The sequence below is a fragment of the Spiribacter curvatus genome (assembly GCF_000485905.1).
Lineage (GTDB): Bacteria > Pseudomonadota > Gammaproteobacteria > Nitrococcales > Nitrococcaceae > Spiribacter > Spiribacter curvatus.
The window spans coordinates 1,502,717-1,517,395 of sequence record NC_022664.1 but is presented as its reverse complement, the minus strand read 5'-3'; the positions used below and the strand labels follow the sequence as shown (position 1 = coordinate 1,517,395).

At 51.3% G+C, this 14,679-nt stretch carries 10 protein-coding genes and 1 pseudogene; 8 read left to right on the top strand and 3 right to left on the bottom strand.

The features are described from left to right. Nucleotides 1–11 precede the first annotated feature (11 nt). The 6 genes and pseudogenes from SPICUR_RS07395 to SPICUR_RS07375 all read left to right on the top strand — a co-directional run. Complete coding sequence (locus SPICUR_RS07395; protein ID WP_148291339.1) at nt 12–1,271, top strand: site-specific integrase; 1,260 nt, start codon at nt 12–14, stop codon at nt 1,269–1,271. 138 nt (nt 1,272–1,409) lie between these two features. Further along, the gene (locus tag SPICUR_RS07390; protein WP_023367642.1) at nt 1,410–2,957 is read left to right on the top strand and encodes a type I restriction-modification system subunit M; all 1,548 of its coding nucleotides are present in this window, start codon (nt 1,410–1,412) and stop codon (nt 2,955–2,957) included. 1 nt (nt 2,958) lies between these two features. Beyond that, the gene (locus SPICUR_RS09775) at nt 2,959–4,233 is read left to right on the top strand and encodes a restriction endonuclease subunit S (protein WP_076742141.1); all 1,275 of its coding nucleotides are present in this window, start codon (nt 2,959–2,961) and stop codon (nt 4,231–4,233) included. Continuing rightward, on the top strand, nt 4,233–7,328 hold the full coding sequence (locus tag SPICUR_RS07380; protein WP_023367638.1) for a type I restriction endonuclease subunit R: 3,096 nt from the start codon (nt 4,233–4,235) through the stop codon (nt 7,326–7,328). The genes SPICUR_RS09775 and SPICUR_RS07380 overlap by 1 nt, the downstream gene beginning before the upstream one ends. Nucleotides 7,329–7,372: 44 nt before the next feature. After that, on the top strand, nt 7,373–7,660 hold the full coding sequence (locus tag SPICUR_RS10255) for a GIY-YIG nuclease family protein (protein WP_076742140.1): 288 nt from the start codon (nt 7,373–7,375) through the stop codon (nt 7,658–7,660). Continuing rightward, nucleotides 7,641–8,408: pseudogene (locus SPICUR_RS07375) on the top strand (elongation factor Tu); the annotation flags it as partial. The gene SPICUR_RS10255 and the pseudogene SPICUR_RS07375, both read left to right, overlap by 20 nt. Before the next feature lie 1,239 nt (nt 8,409–9,647). On the opposite strand, the gene SPICUR_RS09945 reads toward SPICUR_RS07375, so the two are convergent. Then, entirely contained in the window at nt 9,648–10,301 is a 654-nt protein-coding gene (locus SPICUR_RS09945) for a hypothetical protein (protein ID WP_148291338.1), read from the bottom strand. Between the two features lie 156 nt (nt 10,302–10,457). On the opposite strand from SPICUR_RS09945, the gene SPICUR_RS09940 reads away from it, so the two are divergent. Continuing rightward, nucleotides 10,458–11,273: a hypothetical protein gene (locus SPICUR_RS09940; protein ID WP_148291337.1), complete on the top strand. Its 816-nt coding sequence runs from the start codon at nt 10,458–10,460 to the stop codon at nt 11,271–11,273. A gap of 128 nt (nt 11,274–11,401) precedes the next feature. Next, nucleotides 11,402–11,953: a recombinase family protein gene (locus SPICUR_RS07360; RefSeq protein ID WP_023367630.1), complete on the top strand. Its 552-nt coding sequence runs from the start codon at nt 11,402–11,404 to the stop codon at nt 11,951–11,953. 752 nt (nt 11,954–12,705) lie between these two features. On the opposite strand, the gene SPICUR_RS07350 is transcribed toward SPICUR_RS07360, so the two are convergent. Both SPICUR_RS07350 and SPICUR_RS07345 read right to left on the bottom strand, forming a co-directional pair. Then, nucleotides 12,706–14,394 carry a Na(+)/H(+) antiporter subunit D gene (locus SPICUR_RS07350; protein ID WP_023367624.1) on the bottom strand — a complete coding sequence of 563 codons (1,689 nt, stop codon included), beginning with the start codon at nt 14,392–14,394 and terminating at the stop codon, nt 12,706–12,708. Next, nucleotides 14,387–14,674: a hypothetical protein gene (locus tag SPICUR_RS07345; RefSeq protein WP_023367622.1), complete on the bottom strand. Its 288-nt coding sequence runs from the start codon at nt 14,672–14,674 to the stop codon at nt 14,387–14,389. Before SPICUR_RS07345 ends, SPICUR_RS07350 begins: the two co-directional genes overlap by 8 nt. Nucleotides 14,675–14,679 lie beyond the last annotated feature (5 nt).

Below are 14,679 nucleotides of genomic sequence, written 5' to 3'. Positions count from 1 at the left end.
GCATCAAGACTGTGACTTCAGGTAGCAAAAAAGACCAAAAGCATCGTTCGGTTCCCATTAAGGAATCGATTTCGAAAATCGGTCGAGGATACCCTGACAAACTCGTCATCTTTAGGATTCCTGCCTCCTCATTCTGGTGGGTGCGGTACTACACGCAGGGGCGGGTGCTCAAGAAGTCAACGAAGACACAGGACAAGAGAGACGCTATCGAATTTGCGAAGCGGTTCTACGAAGACGTGTTGTTGCGAGAGCGGAACCTGCTCCCCCTCCGTCACAATCGTAGTTTTGAGAAATGTGCGTTGACTCTGCTGGAGGAGCAGGAGGAACTCATCGCGCGTGGGGAGAGGAACCCCAAACTCAACAAAAACGATCGTTTAAAACTTGATAAGGATATTTTGCCTTTCTTTGCTGAGTTCAACGTCAGGGATATCACTTACAAACATATCAAAGACTACGTGCGTACGTTGTCGAGTCGAGACCTCAGACCAACAACCATCAAAGTCCATCTGACCCTCATCAACAAAATTCTGACCGTAGGACTGCGGGAAGGTCTCGTTGATCGTTTGCCGCCAATGCCTAAGATAAAGGTGGTCGACTCTCCCCGGGGTTGGTTCAGTAAGGAGGAATACGACCTCCTCAAGAAAACGGCGCTGTCGCTCGCCAAGGATGGAGTCGTTGTCCGGTACCATCCGATAACGCGTGAGATGTATCTCCTCACACTCTTCATGGTTAATACCTTCCTGCGTCCGAGTGACATCAAGTCGCTGAAATATCGAAACGTCCAGATCGTCAATGATGAATACACCTATCTGCGAATACAGACAGATAACTCCAAGACGGTGAATACCGCTGTTGTATCAATGGAGGCAGGAGTTGGAGTCATGAGTGAGATCCATGACCTACAACGGTCTTTGGATCGACCAACCGGACCCGAAGATTATCTTTTCTTTCCCCAACTCCTGAATAGGGATTACGCCCTGCAAACAATGCGTAGGCAGTTCGAGAAAATTTTGAGTGAGGCAAACCTGAAGAGATCGGCAACAGGGGAATCTCGGACGCTTTACTCCCTGCGGCATACCGCAATTATGTTCCGTCTGACCATGGGCGATCACATTGACTTACTCTCGTTGGCGCGTAATGCCCGAACCTCGGTGGACATGATTGAACGGTTCTATGCGCGACCGCTTCAGGGTGAGATGAACATAGACAAGATTCAGTCGATGCGTAAATCCGTGTCGCGTAAGTCCTCGGCAACTGCGAGGCGGGGTTGAAACCGCGTTCATTCGATTCGATGTGCTACTTTCAACCATGAGGAAGAGAAAGTCCCTACAGTTTCCTCGCGACAGGATGTGTCGGGTCAGTCACCCAGGGTTGGTCGATATTCCTCTCTATAAGGAGTGAGAAGCGGGATGAGTGCAGATTTCAAACAAACACTGTGGAAGTCCGCGAATAAACTCAGAGGGCAGATGGATGCGGCAGAGTACAAACATATTGTCCTTGGTCTGATTTTCCTTAAATACATCTCGGATACCTTCGTCAAACAACAGGACAAGGTGCGGGATGTGGTTTCTGACCCTTCCTCTGAGTACTTCATCAGCGAAGACCCTGCAGTCTATAGAGACGAACTCGAGGAACGGGACTACTACACTCAGGACAACGTTTTCTGGGTTCCCCAAGAGGCACGTTGGGAGACTCTTAGGTCGAAGGCAAAACAACCGGATATCGGGTCTCTCATCGACAGTGCAATGACCGCGATTGAGAACGAGAACCCATCCCTGCGCGGAAAGTTGGACAAACGGTTTGGACGTACACATCTGGGTCCGGGGGTCTTGGGGGAGTTGATCGACCTGGTCTCCACCATCGGGTTTGCAGACAAATACGACTCCTCCGACCTCCTCGGCGAGGTCTATGAGTATTTTCTCGGGCATTTTGCGTCTCTGGAAGGAAAAAAAGGCGGAGAATTCTACACGCCTTCATCTGTTGTGAAGGTTTTGGTTTCTGTTCTCGCGCCGACCTCAGGTCGTGTCTATGACCCCTGCTGTGGGTCTGGTGGGATGTTCGTGCAGAGTGAAAAATTTGTGAAAGCGCACGGTGGACGAATCGACGATATTTCGATCTATGGGCAAGAGAGTAATCCCACTACTTGGCGACTCGCGGCGATGAATTTTGCTATCCGAGGTTTTTCTGCGGACTTAGGGAAAGAACCAGCGGACACCTTTGGGCAAGATCAGTTTCCCGATCAGAAGTTTGACTATATCTTGGCAAATCCCTTTTTCAACGATAAAGATTGGGGTGGTGAAAAGTACGAGAGTGACACTCGCTGGAGATTTGGACGACCACCTGTAGAAAATGCGAATTATGCGTGGTTACAACATATCTTGTGGAAGTTACGCCCGGGTGGTCAGGCAGGTGTTGTTCTCGCAAATATTTCGATGATTTCGTGCACTAACGGTGAGGATCAGATAAGAGAAGCGATGGTGCGAGGTGATGTCGTTGAGGTGATGGTCACTTTGCCACGTAAGTTATTTTCCAACACCCAGTCGCCTGTGTGCCTCTGGTTCTTAACCAATGATAAGACTAGGAATGGCAGGGATCGCCAAGGCGAGACTCTGTTCATAGACGCACGTCTGATGGGTGACTTGGAGACACGCGCACTAAGAGTCTTCACCGATGAGGACATCGCAAAGATTACCGACACCGTTCAGTCATGGAGGACAGGGGAACATTATGAGGACATTCCGGGGTTCTGTAAGTCAGCGTCTTCCGAGGAAATTGAGAACCGTGGGTTTGTACTTACACCGGGAAGTTATGTGGGGGCGGTAGATGTAGAAGATGATGGAATTTTGTTTGAGGAGAAGGTACGAGATCTGTCTGAGCAATTATCATCGCTCCAAAATCAAGGCAGTCATCTAGATACCGTCATCCAAAAAAACTTGAATCTCATTAAAGGTGAGTAGGATGAGATTCGGAGACTTTGTCGATTTAAACCCCAAGGTTAAAATGACCAAGGGCGAACGGTATGCCTTTGTTGAAATGAAAGACTTGGAACCATGGGTCCGTACTGTTTCCTCTAAATACAACAAGGAATTTTCAGGGTCTGGTTCTAAATTTGAGTCTGGAGATACGCTTCTGGCGAGAGTTACTCCGTGTTTAGAGAACGGTAAAACATCCCAGTTTAATGGGCATTCGTTGCCTGCTTGGGGTTCTACTGAATTTATCGTTTTACGTGCTATTCCAGAAAAGTCTGACAAGTCTTTTATCTATTATTTTTCAAGATCACCAGGATTTCGCTCTTACGCAATACAAAACATGGTTGGGAGTTCCGGGCGCCAGCGAGTGCCCAACGATGCCATTAAAACCTATGAATGCGAATTCCCCCCGATCTTTGACCAAAAAGCAATCGCCCACATCCTTGGGACCCTCGACGATAAAATCGAACTTAATCAAAAGATGAATCAAACCCTTGAAGAGATCGCCAAGGCAATCTTCAAGTCATGGTTTGTGGACTTTGATCCTGTCCGAGCAAAGGCAGACGGTCGACCCACTGGTCTTCCCTCTGAAATCAGTGATCTGTTCCCAGATGAGTTGGTGGATTCAGAGATTGGAGAGATTCCGGAGGCGTGGCAACCTACAACTCTGAGTAACGTCACATCGGTTATTGGACGGGGAGTCACACCAAAGTATTCTGATGAGGGTGTAACAATCCTGAATCAGAAGTGCATCAGGAATGGGTCCATCAGTCCAAATCTCGCCAGATCAACCTCAACAGATAAGAAATACAAAAAAGAGAAATTTCTAAAAAAATACGATTGTGTAATTAACAGTACTGGGGTCGGCACGCTTGGTCGTGTTGCGATCTGCGACTCAAGTCATTTAGGAATGCTTTGCGATAGTCACGTCTCTATTGTTCGTGGTGTTACCCCAGAGATGTCTATTTTTTTGTCCATGCATCTGAGTCTGATGGAACGTGAGATAGAGAATCTTGGACACGGGTCAACTGGTCAAATCGAACTATCACGAACTGCCATTGGAGATATCGGGGTCACAATACCTTCGACCGAACTGTTGAAGAAGACAGAGTCGTTGCTGTCATCGTTCATAGAGCGACGAAGGTTGAATGATCTCGAAAGCGAGACTCTTTCCGAATTACGAGACGCCCTCCTCCCTAAACTAATCTCTGGTGAACTTCGTATCCCTGATGCGGAGAAGTTCCTCGAGGAAGCGGGTGTCTGATGGGTTTGGTAACCGAGGATCACGTTGAACTGCAATGTATCGAGTGGTTCGACCACCTGGGTTATGAGTATCAGTGTGGGTATGACATCGCAGTTGATGGTGGGACTCCAGAGAGACCAGACTACCGATCTGTGGTTCTGAAGGATCGACTCCTGTCTGCACTGATTCGACTCAATCCCGAGATACCCCGTGCAGCGATAGACACCGCACTGTCCCAACTCCTCAACCTTAACATCCCTGCGTTGATGTCCTCTAATCGACAGGTGCATTCATGGTTGATCAAGGGAGTAACAGTCACCTATCAGGAGGGTGACGAGACGGTTGGTAAACAACTCAGAGTTATCGATTTCGACCACCCCGAGAACAACGACTGGTTGGTGGTGAATCAGTTCACCATTCATGGTCAGAAACACAACCGCAGACCGGATCTTCTGGTGTTTCTCAATGGTCTCCCGGTCTCTGTGATCGAACTGAAGAACGCGGCAGATGAACACGCGAACATCTGGGCGGCATACAACCAGTTGCAGACCTATAAGAACGATATTCCAGACCTCTTTCAATACAACACCTGCATGGTGATCTCAGACGGGATCTATGCGCGTGTTGGGTCACTCTCTGCGAATGAAGAGAGGTTCATGCGGTGGAGAACGATTGATGGGGTTGAGGTCGATCCCCTGGGTCAACACCGTGAACTAGAGACCCTGATCCGGGGGTTGTTCGCGAAAGATATCTTTCTGAATTACCTCCGATACTTCTGCGTCTTTGAGGATGGTCAAACTCTTATAAAGAAGATTGCGGGTTATCACCAGTTCCATGCAGTGAAGGCAGCAGTAGAGAGTGTTGTGACCGCGTCAGGCGTCTCTGGCACGAAAAAAGGTGGAGTTGTATGGCATACGCAGGGTGCGGGGAAAAGTATCGAAATGGCGTGTCTGGCGGGTCGCTTGATTGCGGAACCTCGCCTAGATAATCCAACTTTGGTCGTGGTGACCGATAGACAAGACTTAGATGGACAACTCTTTGGTGTTTTCGCAAATGCAGGTGATCTGTTGGGCGAGACTCCGAAACAGGCAAACTCTCGCGCAGAGTTGCGTGATTACCTGATGGATCGACCCTCTGGTGGAATCATCTTCACCACGATTCAGAAGTTTGGACTCGAGTCGGATGAGGACAAATTTCCTGTCCTGATCGATCGTCATAACATCGTGGTGATCGCAGATGAGGCACATCGTACTCAGTACGGGTTCAAAGCAAAGATTGACGGTGAGACCGGAACGATCAAATACGGTCTTGCAAAGTCATTGAGAGACGGACTACCCAATGCAACATTCCTTGCGTTTACCGGTACTCCGATCTCACAAAATGATCGGGACACTCAGGCGGTGTTTGGAGAATACGTCTCGGTCTATGACATCCAACAGGCGGTCGAAGACGGTGCAACCGTCCCGATTTACTACGAGTCTCGTCTGGCAAAGATCAACCTCGATCCGTCTGTCCTTCCCAAGGTTGATGCAGGAGTTGAGGAGATCCTAGGCAACGAATCTATCGATGAACGCGAGAAGGAAAGGGCGAAAGGTCAGTGGTCAGCACTCGAGGCATTGGTGGGCACCGATGCACGTCTGCAGGAGGTGGCAGAGGATCTGATCAACCACTACGAGACTCGCAGTCAGACTCAACCGGGTAAGGCGATGATCGTGACAATGTCTCGGGACATTTGTGCACGTCTCTACGACAAGATCATCGAGATCCGACCTGATTGGCACTCAGATGACCACATGTCGGGAGTCATCAAGGTCGTGATGACCGCATCGGCATCAGATAAGGCATATCTGCAACCCCATCACACCAATAAGTCACAGAAGAAAGATCTTGAGAAACGATTCAAGGATCCTGATGACCCTTTGAGGATCGTGATTGTCCGGGACATGTGGTTGACCGGTTTCGATGCACCGTGTCTTGCGACCATGTACATCGACAAACCGATGCAAGGTGCGAACCTGGCACAGGCGATTGCACGGGTGAACCGCGTGTTTGGCGACAAACCGGGTGGTCTGGTGGTCGACTACATCGGTATCGCACCGCAACTCAAAGAGGCACTTGCAGACTACAGCGCGGCACGAGGTCGGGGGCGACCAACGATTGACTCGAATGAGGCACTGCGACTTCTAAAGGAGAAGGTGCAGGTCGCGAGGGATCTATTATATCCGGTCGACTGGAGTGAGTTTCGGACTCAGACTCTGCGACTAATTCCGGAATGTCTTGATCATGTCCTGGCACAGGAGGACGGGAAACGGCGGTATGCGGATACCGTTTTGCAGATGACCAAGGCATTTGCATTGTGCGGAACACTGGATGAGGCACTCGAACTCTCTCCAGAGGTGGCGTTCTATCAGGCAGTCCGTGCACCCCTCATAAAGGGGGGGGGTTCTGATGAGAAGAACACGGATGTGAACTATGAACTGCGTCAGTTGGTGTCTGAGGCGGTTGTGGGTGACGGCGTGGCGGATGTCTTTAAACTCGCGGGGTTGGAGACTCCGGACATCTCGATTCTCTCTGAGGAATTCCTTCAAGACGTGATGAACATGCCGCAAAAAAACCTTGCAGTCGAACTCCTTCAGAAACTGATCAAGGATGAGGTGAAGACCAAGTTCAAGACCAACGTCGTCAAGCAACGCAAGTTCAGTGATCTGTTGGAGCAGTCTCTCGGTAAGTACTCAAACCGTACTCTGGAGGCAGCACAGGTCATCGAGGAACTCATCGCAATGGCAAAGGAGTTTCAAGAGGATCTGGCGCGACGTGAGAGTCACAACCTGACCGTCGAGGAAGAGGCGTTCTACGACGCACTGGCAAAGAACGAATCTGCATCTGAGTTGATGGGCGAGGAGGTTCTGGTTGAGATCTCTCGTGAGGTCGCGAAGAAGTTACGTGACAATCTGACAGTGGACTGGTCGGTGCGAGAGAGTGTTCGGGCAAAACTGCGAATTCTGATTCGTACTCTGTTGAGGAAATACAAATATCCACCCGATCAACAAAAGGACGCGGTGGACATGGTCCTGAGACAGGCAGAGGTGATCTCTGAGGAGAGTCTGGAGGTGTGATCAAATCACCAAGCATCAAGAATCGAACAACATAGGGTTCAACCTTGAACGAGATAATCTATATCCTAACCAACCCCGTCATACCAGACCTCATCAAGATCGGTAAAACGAAGAACCTTGAGGAACGAGTCCGGTCACTCTCATCTCATTCCGGCGTGCCGGTTCCATTCGAGGTTTACTATGCGTGTGTTGTTTCCGATTCCTCAAAAGTCGAGAAGCATCTTCATGATGGATTTGGCGATCATCGAGTCAATCCAAAGCGAGAGTTTTATAGAATCAATCCAGAGAGAGTCTTTTCAGGGGGTATCCACGGTGGCCAAGGCGAAATTTGAGCGCAGCAAGCCGCACGTAAACGTTGGCACGATTGGTCATGTTGACCATGGCAAGACGACGCTGACGGCGGCGATGACGAAGGTTCTGGCGGCCGAGTACGGCGGTGTTGCACAGGACTTCAGCATGATCGACAACGCCCCTGAGGAGCGTGAGCGGGGTATCACCATTGCCACCGCGCATGTGGAGTACGAGACCCACGACCGGCACTATGCGCATGTCGACTGCCCCGGGCATGCCGACTATGTGAAGAACATGATCACCGGCGCCGCGCAGATGGACGGGGCGATCCTGGTGGTCTCGGCGGCCGACGGGCCGATGCCCCAGACCCGTGAGCACATCCTGCTCGCGCGCCAGGTGGGCGTGCCTTCCATGGTGGTGTTCCTGAACAAGGCGGACATGGTGGACGATGCCGAGCTGCTTGAGCTCGTCGAGATGGAGGTCCGTGAGCTGCTCTCGAGCTATGACTTCCCGGGCGACGATATCCCGATCATCACCGGCTCGGCGCTGAAGGCGCTCGAGGGGGACACCGGCGAGATGGGCTCGCAGGCGATCGTCAAGCTCGTCCAGGCGATGGATGCCTACATGCCGGAGCCGGAGCGGGCCGTGGACGGTGCGTTCCTGATGCCGATCGAGGATGTGTTCTCGATCTCGGGCCGCGGCACCGTGGTCACGGGCCGTGTGGAGCGTGGCATCATCAAGACCGGCTCGGATGTCGAGATCGTTGGCATCAACAAGACCACCAAGACGGGTTGGAAATATCCAACTCATCCTCTGTCTCAATGTCATCGAAGATCCAACCTCCCTTCTCCACCGACATGCAATAGAGAAGTCCATCACCTTTTAGGTCTGGGAGAGTGTCTTCCACTGGATCTAAAACCCAAGCGTTATCTTGGAAAATATCTGCGTAAATCGACGCGTCAACCTTCACTTCTCCTGTGTCAACATCAGTTATCGTGAGATCGTTATTTTCCGAGAACGCTGGTCCAGAAATGTGCAGGAGGTCGTCCTGGTCGTACCAAGGATGCAGGTTGTACTCCGAGGGGACCGACTCGACATCATCCATCAAGAGGTGATCCTCGAGAAGATGGTCTCCTCTTTTTTGCCAGTACTCGTAGGATTTCTTCCGCAATTTTCCAATGGTGACCTCTCCACCCCAGCGATCAATTTGTACGTTATATCTCTTCATGCGGTCATTCCCTGTCTGATGGACACTGGGGTTGAACTCTTTCGTGTCGTTCCCTGGTAAAGAAAAGCGGATCCGACCTGAGTCTCGGAATTGAACTGTTTAGATGAATATCCAATCCATCGGTATTTAATGGAAGCACTCCTCAAACTTGTCTTCCCATTGATAATGAACAGCAAGCGTTGCATGAATGTGCGGGGACACCACCCTCTGCATATCGAGTGAATAGTGTTCGACGAATCCTAGGGATATGATTTGGCGATGCTCATGAATGTTTCGTCTATAGTTAGAGCAACAATGCGAACTGACATGATGGATCAGCAGGGAAAACAAACCCTCGATGAACCTAGTACCGGCATCTTGATTCCACCACCCGATGTGGGTTCGGACATAGGACTCGGCGGGATACAGCGTGAGCGTATAGAACCTATGAGGATCTTTTCGTGATTTCACTAGTCTCCTGAAGTCAGATGAAACCTCGTTGGTCTTTCTCCTTTGAATCGCCTCTTCCCTTGTGTCTGTCCAGAAGTGGTCTGGCAGTTGTTGTATTTTCATTAGGTATACCTGTCCTATTACCATCTATTTCATGGTTTATCTATGCGCTTCGCATAGAGACCCATTGAACTCCTCGGTCAGTTCTATCGAACGACAGCAATGGGTGAGTCGGTACGTTTATTTATATTTGCGGAAATTTAAATTTTTTAGTGTGGAGTGGTAGTCACTTGGTGTCATCCGGATGATGCACCAGGTGACTACTATTAAAACCAGATGAATATTCTTTTGTTTCTCGATTCTTCCAGTAACTATATATCCATCAAATGTTTTACAAGGCGGCAGTCCTCACCTAGCACATCGACATCTTCAATTTGCTGATCTAACAAATCTTTGATCAGATCGTAATAGTCAATTTTTTGCGTAGTGATTTCCTCAATCTTGTTTTTAATCTCTACAGTATTTGACTCAGAGATATCCAAAAGAATATACCTCGCTCCTAAATTTTCATCCGCATTAAGTTCAGTGACAATTTCACTCTGGTCACCAATAAGGAGACCATCCTCACTAACAGGCATGAATACTCCTTTCTCGTGATGCGGACAGATACGCCCTGATTTGTGACTTTCAAGCATGTTTTTGTCGATCCTATATGCGCTGCCAAAGATCCACTCGACTCGTTGACAAAGCGGTTCAAAGGGTATGCTTGCAGATTGGCAATCATTCTCGGATAGACCATCTGCGTTTACTGGGACGATTAGGTCTTTCATTGACCGGATGTCGATTTTCCTTATCTCGGAGGTGTCAACAGTCGCAAAGCGGATCGCAATATCACGTGTATCCATAAATGTGGATCGAACCCACCTTGGACCAGGATTTTCCAAGATGTAATCTACAAAAAACAGACCATCCACATCTGCTCCTGTTACCTCGTCGAGGTAGTCTAGGTTATGTTCATCAAACATATCTGTCTCCTTTATGAGTTTATTAAAGTGAGTTAGGTTCTTCCCAACTCACGAGACCATTATAGGTGTGGGTGGTTATCGAACAGGTCACAAAGTGGTGGAGTTTTGATGTCGAATACGAGACCAAGACGAATGACGTTGTATGAGCGGCGGCGTATGTCCAAGTCTCAGTACATCAAATACGAAAAAAGTACTCAGACCTGGATACAACATAGGAAGGTCATTTATCTCTACTGGTACAGATTCCTACAACATGCAGAGCGAGACGGGCGGTTCTCGGTTGATTGGAGTGTTTATGGCACTTGGGGAGGTCGCGATGTGGTTATGAATACTCGGTTTGACGAATGGTGGAAAAGATATTGGCGAGATAACTTTGGTTTTTATAAGAATCAGGGCACCCGACCGCGGTTTTTCACCGACAAAAACCCAGAGACCGTCGCACTGAGAACCTGTCTTCGAATCTATGAGAATCGGCACAGAGGTAGTAAATGGGACATTGCCTGTTGGTTTGCGAGGCAAGAGAAAGAAGTGAAGGGGCGTACTCTTCCCAAAGCATTAGAGGGCGGAGTGGTTGGTTTCTACAGAGCGAGAGACGAACTCGGTGAAGAGAGAGTGTCGTTTGATATTTGGGCGATTGATGAAGAGATTAGAAGAAGGATCACAGGGGGTCAGGCAACGACGGGGTTCGGTCGCAGCGGACGTGAAATGAAGAATCCGCGGATTCGCAAAGCGTCTAAAGAAAAAGACATCATGGACATCGATGGTAGAAATTCGTGGGGCACACTCCATCCTGAAGATGATCTGACAAGTCGTGAATATCACGATTGGGAAATTGCGGCATCGGAAGAAAAAGATCTTCGGAAGATCAAGAAACGTGTTCAAGGATATATCAGTCGTTATCTCCGACAGGCAGATGAACTGATGTGGAACATCTCTCAGGGAAGTCTCGATCCTCCCAGCGATAATTCCTGAGTGTTATTGAGTATAGGGATGTGAGACACCAAGCATGATGCAGTAACTGCGTCTCATTAGGGTGTTTTCTTGCCATTCAAGACACGGGCAACTAGCGTCTATACTCTAATGAGACACAGGGGCGTCCGATGGCAACTTATGGTTATGCACGTGTTAGCAGCGAAGGGCAGGATCTAACTCTCCAGGTCGAATCCCTCAAAGAATGGGGATGCGAGATAGTTCGGCAGGAGAAAGTCTCAGGAACCTCAACCGAAGGTCGTAAAGAACTGGGTGTGTTACTCGAATTCCTCCGTGAGGGCGATGAACTAGTGGTCACAAGGATTGATCGACTAGCGCGTTCTATTCGCGATCTGCAAAACATCGTCTACGAGTTGAGGGTCAAGGGCGTGTCCCTGAAGGCGATTGAACAACCTATTGATACCTCAACCAGTGCAGGTAAAGCGTTCCTGGATATGTTGGGCGTCTTCGCAGAGTTTGAAAGCAATCTTCGTCGGGAACGGCAGATGGAGGGGATCGCGAAGGCGAAGGCACGTGGTGTCTACAAGGGTCGGAAGAAAACCATTCAACCTACTCAGGTTCAAGAACTCCGGTCAGAGGGACTGGGCGCGACCGAGATTGCGAAGACCCTCGGCATTGGTCGAGCGAGTGTCTACCGGGTACTCAAAGAGTCCATAACCTAATCCCACTTCACAGTTCCCCTTCTGATCCCTTGTAGACCGTTGTCTTCCCGTGAAGTCAGCGGTCTTTTTCGTTGTGTCAGGGTTGGTGAAGAGAGCAACTCGTATAAATAAGAAAAAATACATGGTCGTACGAGGTAACACATGCGATTAAATCGACAAGACCGCATGGTCACGGTGCGTATTCCTGCAGTGGTGCATGGGCAGTTGGAGTTCCTAGCGGATCAACAGTGGTGTGATGTCAGTTCAATGATTCGTCGTGGGATCCGTCGCGAACTGGATGCGAACCGAGACTTGTTGGAGGACGAGGTGCTGAGGAAGAAGCAAGGTGAGTGGTCGGTATGAGAGAGACTGATACCTCTGGGATGGCACAGGATCTAACCGACGAACAGTTGGAACAACTCATTACTGAGTGTTCTGCGGTCGAGACATTGGTTCTCGCGAGGGACTACGGGTTCAGGATGTCCAGTTTCACGATGCGTGGGGATGCGGCAGAGAAGATTGAGCAGTGGCGTTCACTCGCAACCGTGGGTGAGTCTCAGTGCAGTGATCGTAACCGTTTTAAGGTCATTTGGGTGGAATTTTGAGACTTGATTGACGCGGTTTTTGTATACTACAAAGTGTACTACTTTAAACGCAATACTATTAAAAACAATAGTTTAAGTAATAGAAAATATCCTTCGTAATGCGTAGGTCCGCGGTTCAAATCCGTGCGCCGGCACCAGTCTCCCCACCGTCGTCGCTGTCGTCTGTCCCTATTCCCCCATCCCGAAGGCCAGGAGCATGGCGAGGACGATCGCCGTCCAGAACGCCATTGAGCCGGTCGGCCAACTGCGTAGCGGCCAACCACTCAGGCGCAGATGGGTCGCCCTGTCCTCGGCGCGTCGAAAGCGTATCATGGATGCGTCGCGGGCCCCGCGATCGATGCGGCCGATGGCGTCGCCGACAGACGCCAGCGCCTGTCTGCCCGGCACGCGGTAGAACCAGTCAAGATCCAGGCTGATCTTATCCTTGCCGCCCAGCCAATGGAGGAACAGGAAGAAGCCCAGGCCCGTGAACAGCAGGAGCTGCATTTCCTTGATCAGATGCCCGGCTGTATACGCCTCATAGTCCACCGGGTAGGGCAGGATGGCGTAGAGCCATTCCGGAACGATGCCGATGACAAAGCAGAACAGCGCCGCGATGCCCATGGCGATGCGCATGTTGAGCGGTGCCTCGGCGGGCCGTAGTCCCGCATCGCGGCCCATGAAGGTATACCACGGCAGCTTGAGGGTGGTGCTCATGAACGTCCCCACCCCCGCGAGCGTCATCAGCAGGAAGATCATGCCCCGGCCATCCGCCGCTGCGGCCTCGATGATCATGGTCTTGCTCACGAAACCGCTGAACAGCGGGAATGCCGAGATCGACAGCCCCCCGACCATATAGAGCAGGAAGGTCACGGGCATGCTCCGATAGAGGCCGCCCAGTTCCGTCAGCCGGCTGCGCCCTGTCATCTGTAGGACCGCCCCTGCGCCCATCAGCAGCAGCGCCTTGTAGAGGATATGCGTGAATGCATGAGCGGCGGTGCCGCTGATGGCCAGCGTGGTGCCGATCCCGACACCGGCCACCATGTAACCGACCTGACTGATGATGTGATAGGACAGGAGCTGGCGGATGTCGTTGACGAGGAACGCGTAGATAACGCCGTAGAGCGTCATGAATACGCCCAGCCAGACCAGCAGCTCCGTGCCCGGAAAGCCCCTGGCCAGCACATAGACGGCGGTTTTGGTGGTGAACGCGCTGAGGAATACCGTGCCGGTGACGGTCGCCTGCGGGTAGGCGTCCGGAAGCCAGGCATGGAGTGGGGGAGCCGCGGCATTGATCAGGAACGCCACAAGGATCAGATAGAAAGCCGCTCCACCGCCTTCCAGTGCCTCGAAAGCAAGGCTGCCGGTATGCAGCCAGTAGGCGATGATGCCAGCGAGCAGCAGCATACCGCCCAGCGCATGGATCACCAGATAGCGGAATCCAGCGTCGTAGGCCGCCTGCCGCCGGCGGCGCCAGATCAGCCACACCGACGCCACCATCATGATCTCCCAGAATACATACAGGGTGATCAGATCGCCGGCGAATACGGCGCCGAGCCCGGCGGCCGCATAGAAGGCGGCGGCGACATGCTGAGCGCCGTCATCGACCTTTAGCGCGAAGCAGTTGCCGATCAGGATGATCAGCGCGAATACATAGCCGAATACCAGACTGAGCTTGTCCACCCGGAGCGGCGCCAGCTCCAGTCCCACCAGTTGCATGCGGATCGTGGTATCCGAAGGCAGCGCGATCACTGCGCCCAGCACCAGCAATGGCAGAGTCAGCTGCCATAGCTGACGCGAGCGGCCCTGGAGAACGGCCAGTGGCAGTGCGCCCAGCATCAGCAGGAACGCCGGATGCAGGTGGAGTCCTTCAGCCATCCGTCGGTTCCTCGTGCTCGTCGCGGTAATAGTCCGGGCGTCGGTAGACGAGTCCGAAGCCGATCGCCTTATAGACGCCGATCAACAGCAGAGCCCCGAGGAAGGCGAAGGCCGCGGTAAAGCCGGGGATGCCATCCCATGGGAAGCGGCTGTAGTGGGAGGGCTTGAGGATATCAAGCACCACGACGAGCACCATCAGACCGATCATCCCAAGCCGCAGCGAGCGGCCGTGCCGGACCAGCGCCTCGAGCACTGATGCGGTTGCGTTCACCAGTTTCATGCGAT